Origin of the sequence: Paenibacillus sp. 203, from assembly GCF_037027525.1 — a bacterium.
Classification (GTDB): Bacteria; Bacillota; Bacilli; order Paenibacillales; family Paenibacillaceae; genus Paenibacillus; species Paenibacillus polymyxa_B.
This window is the reverse complement of sequence record NZ_JAXCHD010000004.1, coordinates 83,609-105,962: the sequence shown is the minus strand read 5'-3', so window position 1 is coordinate 105,962 and position 22,354 is coordinate 83,609. Positions and strand designations below refer to the sequence as shown.

21 protein-coding genes are annotated in these 22,354 nt (G+C 46.9%); 6 read left to right on the top strand and 15 right to left on the bottom strand.

The features are described from left to right. Nucleotides 1-19 precede the first annotated feature (19 nt). Nucleotides 20-880, bottom strand: coding sequence for a TrmB family transcriptional regulator (locus WA407_RS09815; protein ID WP_165176560.1), 861 nt, complete (start codon nt 878-880; stop codon nt 20-22). 154 nt (nt 881-1,034) lie between these two features. Here WA407_RS09815 and WA407_RS09810 point away from each other — a divergent pair, with 154 nt between their 5' ends. Beyond that, complete coding sequence (locus tag WA407_RS09810; RefSeq protein WP_254350914.1) at nt 1,035-1,937, top strand: DMT family transporter; 903 nt, start codon at nt 1,035-1,037, stop codon at nt 1,935-1,937. 115 nt (nt 1,938-2,052) lie between these two features. Here WA407_RS09810 and WA407_RS09805 read toward each other — a convergent pair whose 3' ends face one another. After that, entirely contained in the window at nt 2,053-2,232 is a 180-nt protein-coding gene (locus tag WA407_RS09805) for an aspartyl-phosphate phosphatase Spo0E family protein (protein ID WP_061831220.1), read from the bottom strand. Nucleotides 2,233-2,382: 150 nt separating this feature from the next. Further along, a complete protein-coding gene (locus WA407_RS09800; protein ID WP_061831221.1) occupies nt 2,383-3,615 on the bottom strand; it encodes an MFS transporter in 1,233 nt (410 codons plus the stop codon). A gap of 130 nt (nt 3,616-3,745) precedes the next feature. Between WA407_RS09800 and WA407_RS09795 the strand changes: the two genes are divergently transcribed. Continuing rightward, nucleotides 3,746-4,003 carry a YqkE family protein gene (locus tag WA407_RS09795; RefSeq protein WP_023987317.1) on the top strand — a complete coding sequence of 86 codons (258 nt, stop codon included), beginning with the start codon at nt 3,746-3,748 and terminating at the stop codon, nt 4,001-4,003. 331 nt (nt 4,004-4,334) lie between these two features. Next, entirely contained in the window at nt 4,335-5,012 is a 678-nt protein-coding gene (locus WA407_RS09790; RefSeq protein WP_069291265.1) for a peptidylprolyl isomerase, read from the top strand. A gap of 226 nt (nt 5,013-5,238) precedes the next feature. On the opposite strand, the gene WA407_RS09785 is transcribed toward WA407_RS09790, so the two are convergent. Together WA407_RS09785 and WA407_RS09780 are read right to left on the bottom strand one after the other, a co-directional pair. Next, nucleotides 5,239-5,910: an MgtC/SapB family protein gene (locus WA407_RS09785; RefSeq protein ID WP_254350912.1), complete on the bottom strand. Its 672-nt coding sequence runs from the start codon at nt 5,908-5,910 to the stop codon at nt 5,239-5,241. 118 nt (nt 5,911-6,028) lie between these two features. Beyond that, entirely contained in the window at nt 6,029-7,402 is a 1,374-nt protein-coding gene (locus tag WA407_RS09780; protein ID WP_336077465.1) for an N-acyl-D-glucosamine 2-epimerase, read from the bottom strand. Between the two features lie 259 nt (nt 7,403-7,661). On the opposite strand from WA407_RS09780, the gene WA407_RS09775 reads away from it, so the two are divergent. Beyond that, nucleotides 7,662-8,453 (top strand): SDR family oxidoreductase, encoded by a 792-nt coding sequence (locus WA407_RS09775; protein ID WP_254329380.1) that lies wholly within the window; start codon nt 7,662-7,664, stop codon nt 8,451-8,453. A 112-nt stretch (nt 8,454-8,565) separates the two neighbouring features. On the opposite strand, the gene WA407_RS09770 is transcribed toward WA407_RS09775, so the two are convergent. Then, nucleotides 8,566-9,348 (bottom strand): YwaF family protein, encoded by a 783-nt coding sequence (locus WA407_RS09770; protein WP_254329381.1) that lies wholly within the window; start codon nt 9,346-9,348, stop codon nt 8,566-8,568. Between the two features lie 140 nt (nt 9,349-9,488). On the opposite strand from WA407_RS09770, the gene WA407_RS09765 reads away from it, so the two are divergent. Beyond that, complete coding sequence (locus WA407_RS09765) at nt 9,489-9,701, top strand: hypothetical protein (RefSeq protein ID WP_025723740.1); 213 nt, start codon at nt 9,489-9,491, stop codon at nt 9,699-9,701. Between the two features lie 93 nt (nt 9,702-9,794). Here WA407_RS09765 and WA407_RS09760 read toward each other — a convergent pair whose 3' ends face one another. The 7 genes from WA407_RS09760 to WA407_RS09730 all read right to left on the bottom strand — a co-directional run bounded on the left by WA407_RS09760 (nt 9,795) and on the right by WA407_RS09730 (nt 19,463). After that, entirely contained in the window at nt 9,795-11,066 is a 1,272-nt protein-coding gene (locus tag WA407_RS09760) for a methyl-accepting chemotaxis protein (RefSeq protein WP_061831071.1), read from the bottom strand. A 260-nt stretch (nt 11,067-11,326) separates the two neighbouring features. Continuing rightward, nucleotides 11,327-12,667 carry a hemolysin family protein gene (locus WA407_RS09755; protein WP_165176570.1) on the bottom strand — a complete coding sequence of 447 codons (1,341 nt, stop codon included), beginning with the start codon at nt 12,665-12,667 and terminating at the stop codon, nt 11,327-11,329. 141 nt (nt 12,668-12,808) lie between these two features. After that, on the bottom strand, nt 12,809-13,468 hold the full coding sequence (locus WA407_RS09750) for an SGNH/GDSL hydrolase family protein (protein WP_336077272.1): 660 nt from the start codon (nt 13,466-13,468) through the stop codon (nt 12,809-12,811). Nucleotides 13,469-13,635: 167 nt separating this feature from the next. Next, nucleotides 13,636-14,553: a PD-(D/E)XK nuclease family protein gene (locus WA407_RS09745; protein WP_209950039.1), complete on the bottom strand. Its 918-nt coding sequence runs from the start codon at nt 14,551-14,553 to the stop codon at nt 13,636-13,638. A gap of 120 nt (nt 14,554-14,673) precedes the next feature. After that, nucleotides 14,674-15,984, bottom strand: coding sequence for a galactokinase (locus WA407_RS09740; RefSeq protein ID WP_336077271.1), 1,311 nt, complete (start codon nt 15,982-15,984; stop codon nt 14,674-14,676). 189 nt (nt 15,985-16,173) lie between these two features. After that, complete coding sequence (locus WA407_RS09735; protein WP_336077270.1) at nt 16,174-17,697, bottom strand: copper amine oxidase N-terminal domain-containing protein; 1,524 nt, start codon at nt 17,695-17,697, stop codon at nt 16,174-16,176. A gap of 101 nt (nt 17,698-17,798) precedes the next feature. Next, a complete protein-coding gene (locus WA407_RS09730) occupies nt 17,799-19,463 on the bottom strand; it encodes a PucR family transcriptional regulator (protein WP_336077269.1) in 1,665 nt (554 codons plus the stop codon). A gap of 245 nt (nt 19,464-19,708) precedes the next feature. Between WA407_RS09730 and ald the strand changes: the two genes are divergently transcribed. Continuing rightward, nucleotides 19,709-20,839 carry an alanine dehydrogenase gene (gene ald, locus WA407_RS09725; protein ID WP_336077268.1) on the top strand — a complete coding sequence of 377 codons (1,131 nt, stop codon included), beginning with the start codon at nt 19,709-19,711 and terminating at the stop codon, nt 20,837-20,839. Nucleotides 20,840-20,935: 96 nt separating this feature from the next. On the opposite strand, the gene WA407_RS09720 is transcribed toward ald, so the two are convergent. Both WA407_RS09720 and WA407_RS09715 read right to left on the bottom strand, forming a co-directional pair. Continuing rightward, on the bottom strand, nt 20,936-21,472 hold the full coding sequence (locus WA407_RS09720; protein ID WP_254326603.1) for a mismatch-specific DNA-glycosylase: 537 nt from the start codon (nt 21,470-21,472) through the stop codon (nt 20,936-20,938). A 14-nt stretch (nt 21,473-21,486) separates the two neighbouring features. Next, the gene (locus WA407_RS09715) at nt 21,487-22,350 is read right to left on the bottom strand and encodes an aldo/keto reductase (RefSeq protein ID WP_336077267.1); all 864 of its coding nucleotides are present in this window, start codon (nt 22,348-22,350) and stop codon (nt 21,487-21,489) included. Nucleotides 22,351-22,354: the final 4 nt, after the last annotated feature.

Genomic DNA, 22,354 nt, shown 5'->3' with positions numbered 1-22,354 from the left:
ATCGAACCTCGGACAATCTCTATACACGTTTAATGCTTTTTTCAGTCAAAGGAATATAATATCCTTTGCCATTCGGACCCATAGCAAATTTATTGCGAAGATGAATTAGATTAGGGCCGAATTTCTCCTCTAATTGTTCACGGAACTCATATAGGATTTCCATGATATAAATATCATGAATAATCACTTCAGTAATCGGCATCACCAGCCCCGGATGCAACGTCCATGCAGCGCGGCTGTCATCACCAAGTGAAAGTATGCCAGCTACGACCTCCCGGTCGTCTATGCTAAGTACAATCCACCGACCACCAATTTCAGACGTAATCTCCTCACTCATATCATGGCGGTAAACAGTAGCGAAATCAAAGTTAAGCTCCCCATACGCTACAATGATCACTTCAATTCCTTGTTGAGCGACTTGCTCTAAGGCATCTCGGAACACCTCGGCATCCTCTTTCCAAATTTCTAATAAAATTCGGTGTTTTGCTCCCTTTACCCCTTCATTTATGCGATTGATAATGGCTTCATACCCCGAAATATTCCAAATATTCTCTCTATTTTGAAATGATGCTGTGTACTGCTCCAAACTCTCTTGCGCCACATTGAAAATCTGCTCTGCTTTGCGTTTTCTCTGGGCAATCAATTCATGTGGCGGAAGCGGCACATACAGAGGCGTATTTTCTTGACTGACCATGATATCCCCACGGTTAACCATTCCAGACAAAACCTCGTAAATTTTGGATCTCGGTACCCCGGAATTCAATGAAACGGCGTATCCCGAAAGTGGAGAGCTTTCCAATAAGGTCACATAAGCCTTGGCTTCATATTCACTAAAATTCAAATCTCGTAGAATTTCTAATATATTTGGTTTTGGTTTCATGACGTCTTCTCCTCAATTCGTGTTCATCCTTACTATATCACTTCCCCTTGACAAAAACTGATATACACACTATCTTTTTAGTAACGTTTTTATAGTAGTCACTTTAGTAGCAACTATTATATTTCACAGGGAATTACCTCAGGGAGGATTTAACTTGAACAAAGTCATAGCTCATCACAGCGAAAGCAACCGCATTTACTACGGTTCTACGATTCTAGCCCTATTGATCTGGAGTACATCGTTTATTGCCACCAAAGCAGCCTACACGACGTTTCCCCCTCTTACCTTGGGTCTATCCAGATTTATTATAGCTTCCGTTGTGCTAGGTATCGTTTTGCTGATTAAAAAAGAACATGTCAAAGTAAAGCCAAAAGATTTGGCTACGATTTCGTTTAGTGGTGTTTTGGGGATCACTCTCTACTTTTCAATGGAGAATATAGGGGTTAGCCTGACTACCGCTTCCAACGCAGCATTAATTGTTGCATCATATCCCGCAATTACGTCGCTGCTTGAACTTATTTTGTATAAAGTGAAAATATCCAAATATAAAATTTGCGGCATAGCACTGGCCATGATCGGGGTATATTTCTTGACTTCAGTTGGCGAAAGTTCGGATAGTAAGAATCAACTAATCGGAAATTTAATATTAATCGGGACGGGTTTTGCGTGGGCGTTTTACACTTTCATGACGCGCAAGGTTGTGGACAAATATCCGCCTTTGACGTTATCTTTTTATCAAACCGTTGCAGGGAGTATCTTTTTCATACCGTTGGCTCTATTAGAAAAGGATCGTTGGCAGGTTCCGACAACCGGATCGTTTATGTTGTTAGTATATCTGGGTGTATTCTGCTCCGTTATCGCATTTTTGCTCTACAATTACGGATTAATCAAGCTGTCACCGAGTAGTTCCGTTTCTCTGATGAATTTGGTTCCGATATTTGGAGTCTTATTTTCTGTGTTGCTTTTGCAAGAAACGATTACATGGCGCCAAATCATTGGCGGTTTGGTCGTTATTATCGGTGTTTTACTGAGTGCACATCAAACAAATCGTACCTAAAATGAAAGATTGCACACTAGTTATAAAAGTTAAGACAAGCATCGTTGTTATAAGTATCAGCGCTACAATATAGGGCGAGTGACCTCACCAAAAGTTTCTCGCCCATCGCTTCCATTTATGCAGTTGGCTTTTTTTCTTTTATATAAAAAAGGTGGTTATATTGATTGATGAGGTTATCCATAATTACAGACTGTCTGAGCACACTGGCATGATTAAAACCATGTTTTGCTTGCAAAATATACAGCTTTTGACGAGCTTTCTCAAGCTGTTGACACAAAATGTCGTCTCTTATCATAATATATCCCTCCTTGTCATATTATCAGTGTAGAGGGTTATGAATAAGTATACTAAAAGTAAAGGTTTGGGATAATTATCTAATAACACAAAAAAAGACCTGCTCTATGAGCTCTAAGGTTGTCCTCTTCGACAATCCTGTGTGATTCGCTTATCCGGCAGAATGAATATCCTGATCCGTGACGTTCTTCTTGGCTGAAACCGGGAACACGTTTTTCCCCTTCACCCCTAGCAACAACGCTGCAAGCAGCAGTATGCCACCGTTTAACACAAAGATCCAGCGGATCGGCATCCAGCTGCCAAGCATGCCGCCAATCAACGGCCCTGCCATTGTCGCGAGTTGAGTGGCTGATTGGCTCAAGCTAAAGGCTCGTCCGCGAAACTCCGGCTTGGTGACCTCCACAGTCATCGCGTTGATAGCAGGCATGACGGACGCATAAAACAATCCATATCCAAACCGAAGTGCACCAAAACCAACAAAGTTGGTTATAAAAAATTGTAAGATATTCCCGATTCCCGAACCGATCAGCCCAATCAGCAGCACGTGTGCAAATCCGGTCCGTCCTCCAATCCGTCCCCATCGGGGAGCCATCAGCACCGCCGCGATGCCTACGGCTGAGAATACAATCCCGGAACTTAAAGACGCCTGGCTACGGTCAACTCCCATTTCAAGCACATACACCGTAATTAACGGTTCCAAGATCATGACGGAAAAGGTACTTAATCCCGCCAGAATAAGCAAAAAGCACAAAGGCCGATTAGCAATAGCCTCCTTGATATCATCACGAACATGCGAGCGGGTACTGGTTCCCTTGAAGCTGTCCTCTCTAGCGCCAAAGGTCGCAATTAACGCAGATACCAGTACAAGAGCCGCTGAGAAAAAAAAGGCATTCCGATTGCCATAATAATGGCTCACCACACCGCCAATTAACGGACCTATAATGCTGCCTGTTGCCCCAGCGGTCGCCATAATACCGAGTGCATAGCCGGTTTTCTCCTCAGGCGAACCTGTTCCGACCAGCGCAATCGCAGCAGGAATAAACCCGGATAGTAGGCCTTGAAACAACCGTACTCCTACGAACACATATGGATCTGTCACCAAAGCACATATCAGGTACAACACCGCCAGGCTAAAGCCTGAACGAATCAGCATCGGCTTACGTCCATACTTATCCGCAAGCGAACCCCAAAATGGGGCAATCAGCGCGCTGGCTAAAAAAGTGACTCCAAAGGCAATCCCCGACCACAGTTCCAGATGATCATTTACACCCATTTCCGTATTCAGAAATATAGGTAAAAACGGAATAGACACGGAATAGGCCATGCTGCAAAACAATACTCCAATCCACAAAATGACCAGATTTCGCTTCCAATATAGATGCATGATGCCACACGTCCCTTCTGCTCATTCCATTATTACCCTCTAAATTAGAAAAGTCTACCGCCCCCTCATCCTTCAATCGTGGAACAACCGTGAAGAAGCTGATATAATCGAATGGAATGGAGTTGATGACATGGCTAAGAAGAGAAATTCGTCTTCCCCTGCTCCTGCGGCTCAGGACAAACCTGCTACGTTAAAGGATCTGTTGAGTCAGGATGTGCTGAATAAACTTAAGGCTCAAGCCAATGAAGCCCAAGCAGAACAGGACAAGCGTAAAGAAGACGAACGGCAGCGTGCCGTCGAAGCAAAAAAAGCTGAACAGAAGAAGCTGGATAACAACTTTGAGCATCTGCTGAATAACAGCAATTTGGACTGGCACAAATACAAATAAGCCAAAACCATAACGGTTTTGGCCTATCTTTACGCTTTATGTTATAGCCAGTCACGAATATGTTGTACTGAGTACAGCACCCCTACCCAAACCGGCAGACTGAACGCCATACCCCATATGAGACCTTTCGCCAGCTTTTTGTCTACCTCCATCATGATCCTGCCCCTTTCCTTGGGAATAGCAGCAGTATGGGTCAAGAATACGGCTTTCAAACCCGTATTTCCTTATCCCCAGCAAAAAAGGTATGATAGAAAATGGAAAAGTGTTCTGCGCTGCCCCCAAACTTTAAAATTAGGATGTTACACCATCCAACCTTTCAGGAGGAATATCAATGAACCGAAAAACGATACGCCCATGGTACACGCTGTGCCTACTGGCCATCATGCTCGTGCTGGTTGCTGGATGCGGTACAAAAGCGGCCGATGTGGAAGCTGCCAGCCGAACAAGCACTACAACTCCTGCTGCGACTAAAGACAAGAACAAGGCTGTTTCCCATCCGATTGTCACGATTGTCATGAATGATGGCAAGAAAATTAAGCTAGAGCTGTATCCGGAAGTAGCACCGAACACGGTTAACAATTTCATTTCTTTGGTGCAAAAGGGAGCCTATAACGGTACCATTTTCCACCGTGTTATCCCAGGCTTTATGATTCAGGGTGGTGATCCGCAAGGTAACGGTACAGGTGGCCCCGGCTACAGTATCAAAGGCGAATTCAAGAGCAATGGTGTTAACAATACACTCAAACATACACGTGGCGTATTATCCATGGCCCGCTCAGCGGATCTGGATTCGGCCGGATCGCAATTTTTCATCATGGTTGCCGATGCGGACTACCTCGACGGTCAATATGCCGCTTTCGGTAAAGTAACGTCCGGGTTGGATGTAGTCGATGCTATCGTCAATTCCAAACGGGATAGCAATGACAAACCGATCCAACCGGCTACGATGAAAAAAGTCACTGTGGATACGCTGGGTAAAAAATATCCAGCTCCAGTCAAAGTAAAGTAAGACATTCAAATCAGTCTTTCAAATCGGGATAACAGCAACGACCTTGTGCATACGCATGAGGTCGTTTTTGCTTATCCCTTGATGCTCTCTAAGCTGCTGCCTCTATGATGTAGTAAGAGTATATACACAAAAGGAAGCGTTTTCAATCATTATTTCTAAAGTTTTTTTTCGTTATAAAAGCCGTCAGCGTTCGACAAAAAAGCTACTGTATGAGCAGTAAATTCGTCTAATTGGACTTGGTCTCGACTGAACGAATACCTTCCATCTCTTGAAGCAGTGACAGCAGTTCCTCCACTCCCTCCGACCGGGACAGCTTTAAAAGCATATGAATAACCAACTGCTCACCGTTATTGATGCGCTCGACGTGAAAGCTGTGAATCGTCAGCTTCTTGTGCTTCAGCAGTTCTTTGATCCGATTCAGTACGCCCGGCTCATTGTTGACCTGAACAACTACTTGTTGCGTGGACGGGGTAGCCATCTGATAAAAACGACTATGGAGCAAGGACTGAGCCGCTAAAATAAACAACGTTACGCCTGCACCAAGCCCATACATCCCTGCACCTACGGCAATACCGATTCCGGCGGTAGTCCAGATGCCTGCGGCAGTGGTCAGTCCTTTAATTCTATTTTTTTGTGTAAAAATCATCCCTGCGCCGATAAAGCCCACTCCACTTATAACCTGTGCTGCTATTCTGGAAGGGTCCAGCGACAGGTTAGACCAGACGGCTTGATCCTGAAAACCATATTTGGATACCACCATCATGAGCGCTGCGCCAATACCAACAATGAAATGCGTGCGAATGCCCGCCTCCTTCATCCGACTTTTGCGCTCATAACCGATTAACGCGCCGCATAATCCTGCAAACATGACCCGAATCAGATAATCCCAATCCCACATACTTTTTTCACTCCACTATAGTTTATGTTTTGAAAGATGTTGCCTCAAAGTATACAATTCAAAAATGCTACGGCAAATGAGCCATCTATACAGCTGTTATTTTGTTATTACCCAAATTTTAAGGAACCCTCACTTCATCCTCTGGCAGATTGCGATGTGCCTTCCTTCCCTTGAGCAGCCATAGCTGCGGTGTATCCTGCACACCATCAAGGCGCAAGCTGAACGCCCCCGCTGGTAAATTGCGTACACGCAGCAATAGACGGTTTCCGTCTGCTACGGCATTCACAAGCTCCAGCAACGTTAGTGAATCGTTCCTTAGGTGGCGGCTCAGATCGCATGTTGTACCTGCTCTGTCCTCCCGGCTCCAAATACGCAGCTCATCTACAGACGGCGTGGCAATTCGCTTGCTGAAAGAAATAACCACCTCATCTTCGGCTGAACGTTCCGCCCTTAGCGGTTTGGGCAGCTCATCGTACATGTAACCACCCAAATGGTATTCATAGGCGGTCCAGGCGTCGTAGTCGCCCTCCAGGGCGGTAGCCCCGAACCGCCGCGTCCACTCGCGGTCTCGAACCATCCGCGCGAGCGAACCGATATCCGCCTGCACCCCGAGGGGCAGGCCCGGATAAGCGGCGCGAATCGACTGCGCGATGCGGGCGTAGCCGCGAATATACTGTGGCGGCAGACGGCGGCGCATCCAGTCCGGCCAATGGGTCTGGATTACGTGCATATCCGGGGCGATGCACCCGATCATGGCTACCGCGTCCAGACCCTGCCATTCCCGCAGCTGGCCGGGAACATCGCCGCGCCCGCTCACAGCAAGCGACCATGTCGCCACGCAGATGTCCGGCCGGACATCGCGCACACCGCCTGCGCCGTTCACCAGCTCGCTGATCAGGCCGTTCACGGCGTCCACGCGCAGGTCGACCCACTGCGCGTACAGGTTCGGAACCTTCCGGTAGTAATTCCGCGCATGCTTGTCGCGGAAATCCGGAATGTTCTCACCGCTGCGCTCGCGAAAGGTACGCTGTGCATGCGGCCCAATATCCCCGTACACTCCACTGCGCAGCCCGTTCCATTCGGGGAAATAAGGCTCCGCCACCTCGAACCCGTCGAACGGAATGTCGGTGACGAGCCGGGCAGCGGCGTTCTTTTTCCATTCCACATACTCCTGGGCAAAATGCGAAAGCCGCTGAAATCCGTCGTTCGGTTCGCGCAGCAGCTCCATACGCCATTCTTTCCACTCCGGCGGTAGCTGGGACACGCCAAAAGAACCGTTGCCTAGCACCATTGCCCACACCGCTATGCCTCTGCGTTGAAAAGCAGCAACAAGCGCTCCATCCACTTCATTTTCACGTACGACAAAATAATGAACGGTCTGGTAGCCCGCAAGGGCGATCTCATCTGCTATACTGTCCCGCGAACGGTTGGCGTAATAGGGAAACAACGGATCGATTTGAATACTGGGGCCGCTTAGTGCCCACGGTTTCATTTTTCCGGTCAGTGCTATAGCGTCTGTCGATTCGGGTCGGTCATTTGCGTTATAGCTCAATTCGATCCACCTCCGTCACTCGGTCTTCTCCATACTTGTTCCTGCTATATATTTTTGCTACAAGTTCCTGCTGGTTCGCCTATGTTACCATATTTCGCAAATGGGATAAAATCCAGCTGTGACTGTTTCACCATCAACGTCCAGAGGTATGGAATAACGAGTCAGGTTTAGTTTATGAACGGAATGGGAGGAATAGTCAATGGCAGAGCAGAGATTGCAAGGAAAGATAGCAGTGGTCAGTGGTGGAGGTTCAGGAATTGGCAAGGCGACCGCGATCCGTTTTGCAGAACAAGGCGCCAAGGTGGTCATGCTGGATCGGACACCCAAGCATGCAGAGGAGACCAAAGCAATCATCGAGCAAACTGGCGGCGAGGCGCTTGTACTGGAATGTGATATATCCAAGCCGGATATGATTCAGCAGGGGTTCGCTAAAGTCGTGGAAACGTACGGAAAGCTGGATATCGTGTTCGCCAATGCAGGCATTAACGGCACCATGGCCCCTATCGAGACACTGGAACTGGAGGAATGGGACCGCACGATGAACATTAACCTTCGCGGCACCTTTGCTACCGTTAAATATGCCGTCCCTTACCTGAAAGAACGCGGTGGCAGCATTATCATTACCAGCTCCATCAACGGTAATCGAACCTTTTCGGGCATTGGATTCTCAGCCTACGCCTCCACCAAGGCAGCTCAGGTTGCTTTTATGAAAATGGCAGCGCTGGAGCTGGCACGTTACAAAATTCGGGTCAACGCGATATGCCCGGGAGCTATCGACACGCAAATTGACGATAACACGTACCCTTCGGAAGACTTGAAGAAGGTACAAATTCCAGTCGAATTTCCGAAAGGCGGAGAGCATCCGCTAGAGGATGCCCCTGGTGAGCCAGAGCAGGTTGCCAATCTGGTCCTTTTTCTCGCCTCAGACGAGTCATCTCATGTATCGGGTACGGAAATTTATGTAGACGGAGCAGAATCACTACTGCGTTAAGTATTAGAATGGGGAACGTTATACCCATACTACTGTTTAGGCATTCTTAGCAGCCTTATCCCTAGTCATATACTTGTGGAATAGGCTGCTTTTGTATGGCTTTACAACGACTTTATGTCGACCTGTCAGCACTATGCACAGCTCCTTTACGCGAGCGGACATACAGCCTGCCTCCCGGAAGCACCTCGAACAACAGCATCAGAAGAGAAAAGAATAGGAGCGCAATGGCCTCTTCTGCCACAATATACAGAGGATATGGCCCTAAAAAATCTAATATCGACGGTGTTGACGGCTTTCCGGCCAGAAACATGTAGTTAGCTCCGAGAGCATCGTCTACGATCCACACTATCAGCGCCAGGCCATTCAGAAAAAGCATCACTCCTCCCACACTTTTCCACGTCGGTCGGAGTCCTTCTATCCAGGTCATATACAAGGCTGCCAGAATAATAGCACTATGAGCTATGAAAAAATGGATAAAACGATAATGCGGAAATGCGTATGCCAAATTAGGCGTGAGTACGGCTTGAAGCGCCCCTCCAATTCCGGCAAAAAGGATGATTGGATATAACGATCGGCTTCGAAAAATGAGCATTAGGATAGACAGCAGCAGTGTCACACTGCACAGTTCTAATGGCAGTGAGGTCTGGACATCCCAAATATGCTGCATCACATACCAAATATTCAGAGTCACCTCTGACAGAATGAGGACTGTAATTAACAACCAGCGAATTCCCTCGCTTATAGGCTTGTTCGACCGAATCCATCCCCGAGTCAGCCACAGCATCAAAGCGCATACAATGAGTCCCAATATAGCCAACCCATGTGACGGAGTAAAAGCCTCGAACCCTTCTGGCGCGTTGGCGTCGAACCAAGGCCCTGACCACGACCTATCCATAGCTAGCCCCCTTTGATCTCTTTCTCTCTTCGTTGCATTCTATTTTATACCCAATAGCCGATTATGTTCTAGCCGTGTTTCTTGCTTGTTCCATACCTTACCTTTATGATAAAAGATATTATATTCAAAGGAGAACCCTCATGGCCATTAATCGCCGATTAATTACAGATCAGGATTTCAGCGAGGCACTGGAACGTCATCTGCGTGTCCGGGTATTTCAGGATGACCAATTGATTGGCTCTGGCGGAATCATAATCCGTTTTGACGATCAAACCATTGTCGTGCAATCCAGCGTCAGTGATCTGGCTTACCACCCCAGAAAACAATGTGAGTTTTTTGAAATTAAAAAATAGCCACTACACACCGGGGAACCATTTTGCTGCGTTTTCCGGTGTATAGCGGCTATATTTTGTTTGTATATATCATGCCTCACATGATGGTTTCTGTTATAGTTGCATTCCACGTGTTTTCATCATGAGTTTATTCGTAAGCACTTTCAAATCCTCGGAAGAAGACGAAATTTCCTGCATAATTGCTGTCTCCTCATGAGCAGCCTTATAAATTTTATGAGCTCCTTCAGAGAAGGCCCCTGACATTTGCTGAATACGATGGATCTGCTCAAAGGTTTGATCTACCCGATTCGTCTGCTCCGTCACGGCCTCTTCCATTAATCGGATGCTCTCGACAAATTCACGTACAATAGCGTTCAAACGGTTCAGCGTCTGATCCACAGAGCTTGTCCGTTCCGCCTCAGCACTGACCAATGACGTTTGCTGATGCATCAACTGCACTGTCTCTACAATTTGTGACTGGACACGGCTAACGATGGCATTTATTTGCTGCACAGACTCCGTACTTTGGGCGGCAAGTGCGCGAATTTGGTGAGCCACTACCGCAAACCCGTTCCCTTCTTCTCCCGCACGCGCCGCTTCTATGGAAGCATTCAACGCCAGCAGATGGGTCTGTTCGGCAATATCCTTCACGGTGCTTGTAATCGCTTCAATTTGGGAAGCTTCTTTTTCCAGTCGTGCAATTACCTGCTGCGAACGACCATGTGATGCTGTCAGTTCTCCCATTCCATCCATCAGGGATGAAAATACAGTCTGCGTCGAATCTACTGAATGCTCCATATGGCCTGACAGTTCCAGCATATGCCCCGATTTGCTACGCATCATTTTAAAATCGCCCAGCATTCGGTCTGCTGTTTTAATAGATTGGGCAGATGCTTGCTTTTGCTGCTCCACGCCATTCAAAATATCTTCTACCACCGAAGACATGGACTCAATTTGTGTGGTAGCCTGCACAATAGCCAAGCTCAGATTTTCCGCACTTTGCGAAGTTGTTCTGGTGCTGTACGAGATCTCATTGAACATATCTTTAATGTTCAGCATCATATGCCGAAATGCATCATACAGAACTTTGATTTCATCCTCCGAACGACGTTCAGGAATTACAACAGACAGATTCCCCGCCGAAGCTTCCTCTGCCGCCTTTGCCAACCTAACAATTGGCCGTGTGAGTAATTTTGAGATCAACCAGCCCAAAATGCCACTCCACAGGACACCCAATAACAGAATGATCGAAGTGTACACCCATTCTTGTGTACCTTGAGCAAGCCAGTCCTTGAGTACAAAAATAAAAAAAGCGCTTGTTCCATAGGTTATTGCAGAAATTGAGACAAATGCAGTAACCATTTTCGTACCTAGTGACATCTTCATGTACTGTAGCCCACCCCAAAAAACTCAAATTTGATTCCATTTTACCATAAAATTGCTACATTTCTAGTAGAATTTTTCACAGACAGATATATTTATGAGCATAAAGATACAGAGTCTTAAGTCCCCTATCCTAATTCCAAAAAAAATATGTTACCAGGTAGCAGCTGCATCTTAAAACGGACGAATCGCGCTGTCACAAGCTTTACAGGCCATTCGTCACATCTTAAGCGAGCTGTTACCGACAAAGTCAATTTCCATTATTAAAAATCATTGTCATTTTTCTGGTCAACGACTGCTTTCTTAATCGCTTCAATTGTGTCTATTTGGTGACTGTTTTTTTCCAGTACAGTAAATTCCCATACACCAATGGTCAGCTTTTCTCCTTGCTGGATATCAAAACGCTCTGAAAGCATCCATCCGCCAATCGTATATACGTCTCCGGCCTCAATATCCGTCTCCAAGCGCCGATTGACCTCATGAATGAGCGCCTGTGATTTGAGTATGTAACGATGATCATCTGTTTTTGTAATGAGTGGAGTTAACGCTGCGGGGGTTTCGGTGTCGGTATAGGAAGGAATGTCTCCAACAATTTCCTCCATAATGTCCTCCAGTGTGACAAGTCCAGATGTTCCACCATATTCGTCCACCAGCACCGCTACTGGAATGCGTCGTTTTTGCATCTGAATCAGCAGATCCCGAGCCTGAACCGTCTCGATAACCTGAAGCACCGGGTGAATATAAGAAGCCATCGTCGTATTCCCTGTGCTGTGCCCACGTGCCAAATCATGCAGGGCTTCCTTGACGCGAATCATTCCGATAATACGATCCCGGTCTCCATGTTCAGCTACAGGTAGAAAATTATAAACTTTATCCTCGATCAGCTCCATAAACTCGGCCACTGTTGCCTGGTGGGAGATGGAACGGATATGGATGCGCGGTACCATAATTTCCTGCGCCGCACGGTCGTCAAAATCAAATACATTGTTCAGATATCGATATTCTGTCGGTGTAATTTCACCACTACGAAAGCCTTCAGATAACGCCAAACGAAGCTCAGCTTCACTGAGTGCTGCATCTTCTTCAGATACCTTTTTGAGCCCGAAGAGACCCGTAATGACACGCGATGAACGACTGAGCACCCAATTCAGGGGATAGGTCATTTTATAAAATATCGTGATCGGACGGGCAAAAAACAATGCCATGGGTTCAGCAATCTGTATGGCGAATGTTTTCGGTACCAGCTCCCCAATGACCACCTCGAAATAGGTCAAGATCAAAAAAGCCAGCAAAAAGGAGAGCACTCCCGTCAGGCCTGCCGGAATATGAGCCAATACAAACAGAGGGTGTAGCAGATGTTCAACAGTAGATTCCCCTAGCCAGCCTAGCGCCATTGAGGTTAATGTGGTTCCGAGCTGACAAGCAGATAAATACTCGTCCAGCCGAGACAAAATGTTTTTAACGGCTTTCGCATTTTTGTTGCCTTCAGAGGCCAATTGATTGATGCGAGATACCCGCACACGAATAATGGAATACTCCGAGGCCACAAAAAACGCAGTTAATGCGATAAGTAATATAACCAGAATGATATTTATCGTTTCCATAGCCCTCTCTTGCTCCGTTCATAACGAAGCAAGAAGCACCCCCTTTGACATTCATTTTTGGATGGAACCATAACATAAGTAATGATGTCCATAATCGTGTATTACCCAAAAATGACAAGGAGTAGACTATGTATGACCCTGTTAGCGAATCGCCAGCGGACTCTTTTGCACGATATCTATCCATTGATCAGCTATCAACTGATGCCCAACCGCTGTCGGATGGACCCCGTCATGCAGCCAATAGGAGGCGTCCGCCTGGGTAGCGGCTTCGTTCAACATGCTCTGGAGCGGCACAAATACGGCCCCATATTCGTCTGCAAGCTGACATACAATACGCTGGTATCCCGTTATTTTTTCTTGCCAAATATCCCATCGCGCCTCGGTAGCTCCCGTTTTCAAAATAAACGGCTCACACAGCACTAATCCCAGATCAGGCAGTACTTCACGCGTTTCTTCCAGAAGGTGGCGATAGGCTCGTTCAAATCGGTCCGTCACCCCGGACGGCTCCTGCTCCACGATCCGCCAGGCGTCGTTCACTCCGATTAGAATACTGAGCAGATTCGGCTTCAAGCTAAACGTGTCCTCATTCCAGCGTGCATACAAATCCGAAACTCGATCCCCCGAAATTCCCCGGTTCACAAATTCTGGCTGCGTAGTAGTCAAACGGCTCCCCAATGCACCTGCGATCAGATACACATAGCTCTGACCCAGCCAATGGTTCGCATCCTCATTTCGTCCCCTTCCTCCGTCTGTTATAGAATCTCCTTGAAAAAGAATACGTGCATGTTCTGTACTCGTCATCTTCCTAACTTCCCCCTTCACATTTTCCAGTAATACCCTTATCATACCTCGCATCTTCTAAATTATAAAGCGGTTTCAAAATATAGAAGAATTATAGATTTGCCATATAGCCGGATTCACTAGCTTAATTAGGGTAGGAATCCGGGGGCAAAGGCAATCAAGTCATTTCACACCGCTCGGTACTTACACACCTCACGAAAATTACAGCCTCCGCACGCTCTGCGTGAAGGCATCGGAGTGAAGAAAGACTCGGGCTTGGGGCGATTATAGTAATCATCATCGAGACAGGACTTCATTTCATCGATGTATCGTCCGACATTACCAACCACTTTGTCGATATCCTCTTGCGCGGGACGATATACCTCATGCTCTCCTGTCATCAAATACTCCACACGTACCTCAATCTTCTCCAAAGGAAGCTGATAGTGCTCCTGCACATAGGAAGCATACAAAAAAAGTTGGTCGGAAAAATCGCCTTCCTTGCCTGTTTTCCAATCCACGATGACCATGTCTCCATTGTCTCTACGATAGAGCAAATCCATTTTGACATACACTTTCGTCTCATGAAGGAGCATCGTATCCCACTTCTCCACTTCTACAATTCGGGCCTTTCCCTGTTGCAGTTCACGCCAAACCGCAGTACGGTACAAATTGTGTATCACCGCGTGCTGTCGCTCCTTAATAAGGGCGATCCGTTCCGGAAGCACCTCGTCGTCGTAATAAACCTCCGCCAGCATGACGCGATTTTTCGGATCTTGTAGCCATAGCTCACGGTGTAGCGATTCCTTGTAACTGTTATTCAACATGTTCTTCATAGCTGTCTCGAGGTATGCTGTGCGCGGGATAGCCCCTTTTTCCATCCATCCACGTATGACTGATTCACACATTTGATGCGTAATATTCCCGAATAAAATATATAAGTTGCTCAGTTGCTTGAGCCGATACAACGTAACTTGCTCTTCAGTGCCCTGTGCCGAATTCCAGCCATTATGCGAGCCGTAATAATGATAATAGTATTTGCGTAAGCATTCATCGAACGTTTGAGCCCTCGATTGCGAATAGGACCAGGACGGGTATATAGCCATGACAGATAGGCCCTCCTTCATTAAAACTATCATCTCTTTATTATAACGCAAACCCAAGCTGTATCGGCGATAAAAAGGACGAAGACTTTAACCCATGGGTTAAAGTCTTCTACTGACTGACTAGTTTGTAGACTCGCAATGAGTCCGTTCAACATGTATCAAATCACTAACATTAACAGCACCGTCCTCACGGACGTTGACAACAAGTACCGGAGTTTCTAGCATGCCGCTGATCCACTCCTTATAATCATCCACATGATCATTTGGAAGAATCGTCAAGATGACACCAGCAAAGCCACCACCATGTACCCTGCATGCGCTGTTATCTATTGACTTTAAATACATTTCGGTTAAAGCCAGTGCAACCGATACGTCTTGTTCCCGCGCAATCCCACTTCTATATACGTTTTGGAGCCATTTCCATGAGGAATTACCAGATTCGGTAACGAGCCTCAGGAAATCAGTAAAGCGCCCCTCCTCCAGTGATTTCACCTGTTCATCCACGCGTCTATTTTCTTCAAAAAAATGTAACGCCCGCAGTACTGCACGGTCTCCTGCTTTTTCCCTGACCATTTTAAGGTTGGCATATAGATCCTCCGGCAATAAGTCACGGCAAACCGAAGCGTCTAAAGACTGAGCCACTGCAAACATTTCGTTGGGCACCGCCGCATAATCGTCCGTTAAATCAGCATGATTTCCACCTGTATTTACAATAACGAGGGAATATCCGTTTTGTTCAAAATTCCAATGAACAGGATTTATGATCGGTTCCTTGGGATTTTCAAAGTCAATGGAAATCAAGCCGCCATACGCACAAGCCATCTGATCGAGCAGCCCCGACGGCTTGTTCCAATAGCCATTTTCCGCATACTGACCAATTTTGGATTTAACAACAGCATCTAACGCTCCCTCGTTATAAAAATGATTTAATATCGTACATATCAACATTTCAAAAGAAGCGGAAGAACTTAAACCTGAAGCAGAGAACACATTGCTTGATATATAAGCTCGGAATCCCCCGATACGGTATCCGAATTCAAGTAGACCAGCGGCAATGCCACGGATCAGCAGCATCGTACTGTCATCCTCCGGTTTTGGCGACAAGTCAGTTAAATCGATGACGTACTTCGTCTTGTAGCCTTCAGAAAAGAATGTAATTACAGACTCCTCCACTTTAGAAGCTGCAGCGATGGTATCGAGTGTAATACTGCCTGCCAGCACCTTCCCGTGATTGTGGTCTGTATGATTTCCACCAATTTCGCAGCGCCCCGGAGCACTAAACAGTTCAATATCCCCTACACCAAAATGCTCCCGATACGCCTGTATAAGGGATTCATATCGAGTCGTTTGCTCAGAGATTTGCTGTTGACCGTACATTCGGGCAAGCACCATTTGTCCCTCTCTGGAATTCAATAGTTCCATATCTTTCATCGTATATCCCCCTAATTGTATGTGTTTTCCTATGCTGGAATGATACTATCATTATCTCAATTTTCCCTGTATGAAAGTATGGCACTTTTAAAATTTGTAAGCGCTTATTTTAATCGCTTTACTGAGCATTTTACCAATATAACAAAAAAAGAACCAGCCCCTAATTGGGCCGGTTCCTTGAATTTCTTTTTAGTCGCGTTTCAGTACATATTCCCCATCAGTATTACGAGTTACTGTGGCGCCAAGCGCCTCGGCAACTGATTTGAAAGGAACATACAATGTACCATATTCATCCGTATATGGAGCTTGTGGCAGCGTCAATGTGCTTCCTTCCAATACAGCCTGTTTGGAGCCACTTTTCAGCTTAATCGTCTTACCTGTAATATCATCAATTACAGTAGTCTGTTTGGCAGCTGCATCCCATTTTAACTCGGAGTTCAGTTCGCTCGTCAGTTCACGCAATGGAATAAAGGCAGTACCACCACGATTCTCCAAGACGTAGTAATCGTCTTTAGGATCGAAAGTTGTTTCTACTTTTGTAATTTCCAAATCATTTTTTAAAATGTTGTAGATCGGAGAATTCGCTTCAAAATTGCGCAGCGTTGCTCCCGGAGTTAATTCAGCTTGTTTATTCAAGTCAATAACACCGTTAGAAATATCCACTTTATCAGCCGTCACACTACCATTGACGTTCCAAGATTGAGTTTCGGTAAGAATTGTGAAGGACTTCACCGGAAGACCGTCCACATCTGGCAAAGCAACCGTCAGGTCTGTAGCCGCTTTGCGAACATTTCCTTTTTCATCAAAATACATGTCGCTTTTCAGAACTGTGTTAGCACTCAGAACCGTTTTGATTTCAGGGGACTGTGCATACATGGTGCTAACGCCTACATCATACTGATCAACGGCCAGATCCAAATACTTTTTAACTTCGGTATAAGCCTCATTGACCATTTTTTCTTTGTTAGCACTCAGTTCCGCTGTTACTTTATCACTACCTTCAATATTCATGCCGGAAGCAATTGTTTTAGTCATATCAATAGCTTGCCCGATCAGCTCTTTCAAGCCTGCTTCGTCCTTGGCCAGATTCGCCAGGAACGGTTTTACCAATGTTACCAGCTCATCACCACGAAGTTCAGCATGCAGATGGGTCAGTTTCACTTTGTCTTTCTCACCGTATACTTCCTCGGTTACAGACGTTGCAGAAATGGTAGAAGGGTTAGGCGCATGCTTGAGCATAAGTGCAGCGGCTGTTTTCGTCAGTTCTCTCACGTCTTTGGAATATACATATGGATCAAATCCAGCAGGCAGACCGCTCAAACTCTCTTGCGAGTTCAAAGATATGTAATAAGGTTTTTTGGCACCTTCCAGTTGAATAGCCAAACCTTGGCGGTCTAAAGCAAGTTCAAACGGCAAATTATACTTATCGATGTGCAATGTACCTTTGGCAGAAGCAAGTTCCTCCGATTGTACTTTGGCTTCATCCACAGTGACGGAAATCGAATTAATCAAATCTACGATTTCCTTATCTCCTTGCGTGATTCCTTCTTTTGGAGTCAATTTAAGAGAGATTTTCTCCGTTGTCTGCTGGGATTTCACATCAAGTGTTCCCAATAAACTTTTACTTACATCAAATCCACCTACTGCCTGGCAACCTGTCAAAGCTACCATTAACAGAATAAGAGGGACGGCGATCCATTTTTTTATATTCATATTAATCCCCTTTCAAGATATTTCCGTAATCTCTTCTATTATCTCAGTGTTAACACGCATTGTAAATGAGTAGAATGGAAAATAGAACTAGTTATTTAGGATCAATTTTCAGCCTGAAGCATCCGGTAAGCCAGTAGTGCCATTTCCAGGCAACGACGTTTGTCAGGGTCTGCCAGATTTCCCTCTATGATTTCATTAATTTTATCCAGCCGATTATAAAGGGTCTGTCTGTGAATGTACAAAATTCCTGCGGTATCACGCTTGGAGCCATGGGATTGAAAATAGGCATCCAGTGTATCCAAAAGCTGCATATGGTGCTCACGATCATGCGCAATCAGCTCGCCTAAATGGTCCTCTACGAACTCTTGTAGAAAAGGAATGCGGGGCACCGCCTTCAACAACTGATAGATTCCGATGCTGTCGTAAAATAACCGATCCTTCATGACTGGGACGCTTCGTGCCACTTCAATGACCTCATATGCCTCTTCAAAACTGCGATCCGTCCCCGTCATGCGATGCCTTACTTTACCAAAGCCTGCATGAATGCGCACCTTATCAAGCTGTCCTGCGGCATAATTCTGAATATATTGAACAGTATGGGCAAGCACTTTTTTCATTTGCGCTGCGGAACGCAGTGTTAATTCCTCCTTGGCACAAAGGATGTAGCATTGACTTCCCTTCATCATCAGCAGGTTGTGCAACGTTTCTTTTTTCAACAATGAACGAAGCAGCACTAGCACATCCTGATTGATGGATTCCTTGCGTACCTGACTGGCATCCTTGTCCTGGTGTTCTACCTCAATGACCCCTGCCCAAAATAAATACTGCCCCTTCGATAACAATCGCAGGCCCATCCGGGTCTGAGCCTGTTCTTCACTGGGAAGCTGCCCGCTCAGTACATCCTGAATCAATTCATTTTGATTACGCAGCAATCGGTCTTCAAGAAACTGTGTTCTCAGCACCAATGTAGCGGCTGCCTTGGCAGTGTAATCGAGTAGCAGCGACATTTCTTCCGTCGGCATTTCACTATGCAGTACCAAACCTACTGCGGAAAACACCTGACCGAAGCATACAACGGGCTGGAACAAGACGGCAGTGGATTCATTCAGGTGAAACAGCAGATGCCCCTCCCGATCGGCGGTCATACTAGATTCCACTTCATTGGCATAAAAATCTGCAATACGGTCCGCTAGATCCGGCTGGACGAAAGGTACGAATCGATTGGTTTCAATGGAAGACATGTAGATGACCTGCCGGGCTGCATAGTCATGAAGCACACGCAAGAGGGCGTTCATATCAGTGCTGCGCAGGGTTTCCTGCTGAAGCTGACGTGAAAATCGCTCCAGATCTTTTAGAAGTTCATGATGTCGGTTAATAAGTAGGGAATGAATATCTTGTGTAATTTCAACAAAACGCACTGGCTGCTCAAATACGATGACCGGGAAGTGATGTCGTTCCGCCAACTCCAAAATTTCAGAGGGGATTTCATGAATGCTCGTGCCCAGCTCCACACACAATCCCGCGGCTTCCGAGCGGATCAGTTGCTCCATATACTCGGCACGCTCTTCCCCCTTCCGGGTGAGCCACAAGCCGGTCGTCAAAATCAAGTCATGACGGCTCACAAACGGAGAAACATTTGTGATTTCTAGCACATGGACCCAACCCACAAGGCGATGTACGCCCTGTTCCCCCGCCGCCAGCTTCGCCCGCCGGAAAACGGGGCGTTCCAGCACATCCGCAATGGTAAATGTTTTTTTACCGTTCATCGGCATTCTCCTTATGTATATGTCTTTATGTCATTTTATATGACATATATTCATCAAAAAGTCGAGCCTTTAAGTCAGATAATCCGACAAAATGTATGATGTCAAGGAGCTTCACCCCTTGTAAACTGTACCTAATCTAACATGAATTGCATTTATCGGCTTGAGTCCATGTAACTAATCGGCAGGGCTGCGCAAAAATGATAGTGTAATTTTCTTAACAATTATTTTTAGGAGAGGTGAATGAAATGAAAATTGGGGTTCCGAAAGAGATTAAAAACAATGAAAATCGTGTCGCTCTAACGCCAGCAGGTGCAGCTCAATTGATTCAACACGGACATCACGTATTTGTGGAAAGCCATGCAGGTGTTGAAAGCGGCTTTACGGATGGAGAATATGCCACTGCGGGTGCGACTCTTGTGCAGCAAGCTGCGGACGTGTGGTCCCAGGCGGATCTGATTATCAAGGTAAAAGAGCCGCTCCCCTCTGAATACGGATATTTTCGACCAGGATTGATTTTATTCACCTATCTGCATTTAGCTGCCGAGCCAGCACTGGCCCGCGCTTTAACAGACCACGGCGTAACCGCCATTTCCTATGAGACGCTAGATGTTGAAGGCAGCCTCCCGCTGCTTACTCCGATGAGTGAGGTTGCCGGTCGAATGGCTGTACAAATTGGAGCACAACTGCTGGAAAAACCAAAGGGTGGCAAAGGCATTCTGCTGGCAGGTGTGCCGGGGGTAAAACGCGGTAAAGTGACCATTATTGGCGGAGGGGTGGTCGGTACCAATGCTGCCAAGGTCGCCATCGGTCTTGGGGCAGATGTGACACTGATCGACCTGAGCCTGCAAAGACTGCGCCAACTGGACGATATTTTTGGCAATCAGCTCCATACGCTGGTGTCCACCCCGTCCAACATTGCTGAAGCCGTGGCGCAAAGTGATTTGCTGATCGGTGCTGTCCTGATCACTGGTGCCAAAGCTCCGCGGCTCGTAACGGAAGCCATGGTACAGACGATGCAGCCCGGCTCTGTGATTGTGGATGTGGCCATCGATCAGGGCGGCATAGTCGAGACGATTGACCACATCACCACACACGATCAGCCTACCTATGTGAAGCATGGCGTCATTCACTATGCGGTAGCAAACATGCCGGGCGCAGTACCGCAAACCTCGACGCTCGCTCTGACGAACGCGACGCTCCCCTTTGCTCTCCAGCTCGCAGATTTGGGTGTGCAGGAGGCGCTTCGCAGAAGCAAGCCACTGCTTAGCGGCACCAATGTCCTGAACGGACATATTACCTATGAAGCGGTCGCACGTGATCTGGGATATCCTTATGTTCCCGTGGAAGAGGCATGGCAGGCGAAAGCCTTACAATAGAATAGAAACAACTCAAAGAACCACACGCTCTTCCCAGCAGGGACTGAAGCGTGTGGTTCTTTTTGTGCTAGCTGTATTCACCGTGCTTACTGCATTTCAGACGATTTCTGACGAAAGGAACGTTTGAAGATGGCGATAAATATCTGTGATTTCTTCCAGCGACATGCGCACCAGTCCGCTAGACGAAGGTGCCACAAATTCATGCATCTCGGGAATGAGCGGTTCAGGCTGAAATCCCCAATTTACTTTGGATTTTTTACTGTATTCGGTGTACACGCCTTTGCCGACAAAGCAAGCAACCTTCGGGCGGTATTCCTTTAGCTTCTCGTATAGCTTCAGACGTCCTTCGGCGTATTCCTCGCGTGAAATATCCTCTACTCCCCTCGTGGGACGGGAAACAATGTTCGTAAAGCCAAAGCCCAGCTTCAGCAGCTCCCGATCTTCCGATGGATCGTACAAGCGAGGTGTCAAGCCTGCCCCCTCCAGTATGCGCCAAAATCGGTTGCGCGGATTCGCATAATGATGTCCTACCTCGCCTGATTTCAAGCTGGGATTAAAGCCGATGAATACAACGGATAATCCATAATCCAGATGATCATCTACCTCATGCAGTTCTGTCTCTCGCTCTGTCATGGGCTCCTCCTTCCTCAAACCATATCCAGCGGCTGCTTCCGCGTTGGCGGAGGAAAAACTTCGTCTATTTGTTGAAGTTGTTCAGGAGTGAGCCGAATACTTGCTGCCGCTGAATTTTCTCGTACATGCGATTCCTGCACCGCCTTCGGAATTGCCCAGACATCGCCGTCCCGTATGACCCATGCGAGCGCAATTTGGGATGGAGTTACCCCGTGGCTGGCAGCAATGTCTACCATAACAGGATGCTCCAACAGCCCCCGTCGCAGGCGGCCACCTTGGGCAATCGGGCAATAGGCCATCACAGGCACTCCATGCGTACGGCTCCAAGGTAGCAGATCATATTCGATGCCCCGCGAAGCTGCGTGATACAGCACTTGGTTGACAGCGCAGGCTTCGCCTCCACTTAGGCTCCATAGCTCCTCCATGTCGGACTTGTCCAGATTGGACACTCCCCAGCTGCGGATTTTGCCCTGCTCACGCAGTTTTTCCATACCTTGTATCGTCTTTTCAAGCGGAATATTCCCACGCCAATGCAACAAATACATGTCCAAGTACTCCGTTCCCATTCGGGTTAGGCTCGCTTCGCACGCTTGAGCCAGTCCTTGACGGTCCGCATGATGAGGATACGCCTTGCTAACAAGATAGACATCATCCCGGCGACCCCGAATGGCCTCTCCGACGATCTCTTCTGCGCCGCCCTCCGCATACATTTCAGCCGTGTCCACCAGCGTCATGCCCAGCTCCAAGCCAAGTTGAAGCGCGCGCACTTCTTCCTGGCGGAGTGATGCTTTTTCACCCATATGCCACGTGCCCTGCCCGATTAGCGGCACTTCACGACCGTCAGTCCAGGTAATCACACTTTTCTTATGTTGGCTCATATGC

Coding starts and splice junctions, on each gene's coding strand:
- WA407_RS09815 (WP_165176560.1), bottom strand. CDS start 880: ATGAAACCAAAACCAAATATATTAGAAATTCTACGAGATTTGAATTTT.
- WA407_RS09790 (WP_069291265.1), top strand. CDS start 4,335: ATGAACCGAAAAACGATACGCCCATGGTACACGCTGTGCCTACTGGCC.
- ald (WP_336077268.1), top strand. CDS start 19,709: ATGAAAATTGGGGTTCCGAAAGAGATTAAAAACAATGAAAATCGTGTC.
- WA407_RS09755 (WP_165176570.1), bottom strand. CDS start 12,667: ATGGAAACGATAAATATCATTCTGGTTATATTACTTATCGCATTAACT.
- WA407_RS09750 (WP_336077272.1), bottom strand. CDS start 13,468: ATGACGAGTACAGAACATGCACGTATTCTTTTTCAAGGAGATTCTATA.
- WA407_RS09800 (WP_061831221.1), bottom strand. CDS start 3,615: ATGCATCTATATTGGAAGCGAAATCTGGTCATTTTGTGGATTGGAGTA.
- WA407_RS09745 (WP_209950039.1), bottom strand. CDS start 14,553: ATGGCTATATACCCGTCCTGGTCCTATTCGCAATCGAGGGCTCAAACG.
- WA407_RS09775 (WP_254329380.1), top strand. CDS start 7,662: ATGGCAGAGCAGAGATTGCAAGGAAAGATAGCAGTGGTCAGTGGTGGA.
- WA407_RS09795 (WP_023987317.1), top strand. CDS start 3,746: ATGGCTAAGAAGAGAAATTCGTCTTCCCCTGCTCCTGCGGCTCAGGAC.
- WA407_RS09735 (WP_336077270.1), bottom strand. CDS start 17,697: ATGAATATAAAAAAATGGATCGCCGTCCCTCTTATTCTGTTAATGGTA.
- WA407_RS09715 (WP_336077267.1), bottom strand. CDS start 22,350: ATGAGCCAACATAAGAAAAGTGTGATTACCTGGACTGACGGTCGTGAA.
- WA407_RS09720 (WP_254326603.1), bottom strand. CDS start 21,472: ATGACAGAGCGAGAGACAGAACTGCATGAGGTAGATGATCATCTGGAT.
- WA407_RS09760 (WP_061831071.1), bottom strand. CDS start 11,066: ATGAAGATGTCACTAGGTACGAAAATGGTTACTGCATTTGTCTCAATT.
- WA407_RS09770 (WP_254329381.1), bottom strand. CDS start 9,348: ATGGATAGGTCGTGGTCAGGGCCTTGGTTCGACGCCAACGCGCCAGAA.
- WA407_RS09730 (WP_336077269.1), bottom strand. CDS start 19,463: ATGAACGGTAAAAAAACATTTACCATTGCGGATGTGCTGGAACGCCCC.
- WA407_RS09785 (WP_254350912.1), bottom strand. CDS start 5,910: ATGTGGGATTGGGATTATCTGATTCGGGTCATGTTTGCAGGATTATGC.
- WA407_RS09780 (WP_336077465.1), bottom strand. CDS start 7,402: ATGAAACCGTGGGCACTAAGCGGCCCCAGTATTCAAATCGATCCGTTG.
- WA407_RS09765 (WP_025723740.1), top strand. CDS start 9,489: ATGGCCATTAATCGCCGATTAATTACAGATCAGGATTTCAGCGAGGCA.
- WA407_RS09740 (WP_336077271.1), bottom strand. CDS start 15,984: ATGAAAGATATGGAACTATTGAATTCCAGAGAGGGACAAATGGTGCTT.
- WA407_RS09805 (WP_061831220.1), bottom strand. CDS start 2,232: ATGATAAGAGACGACATTTTGTGTCAACAGCTTGAGAAAGCTCGTCAA.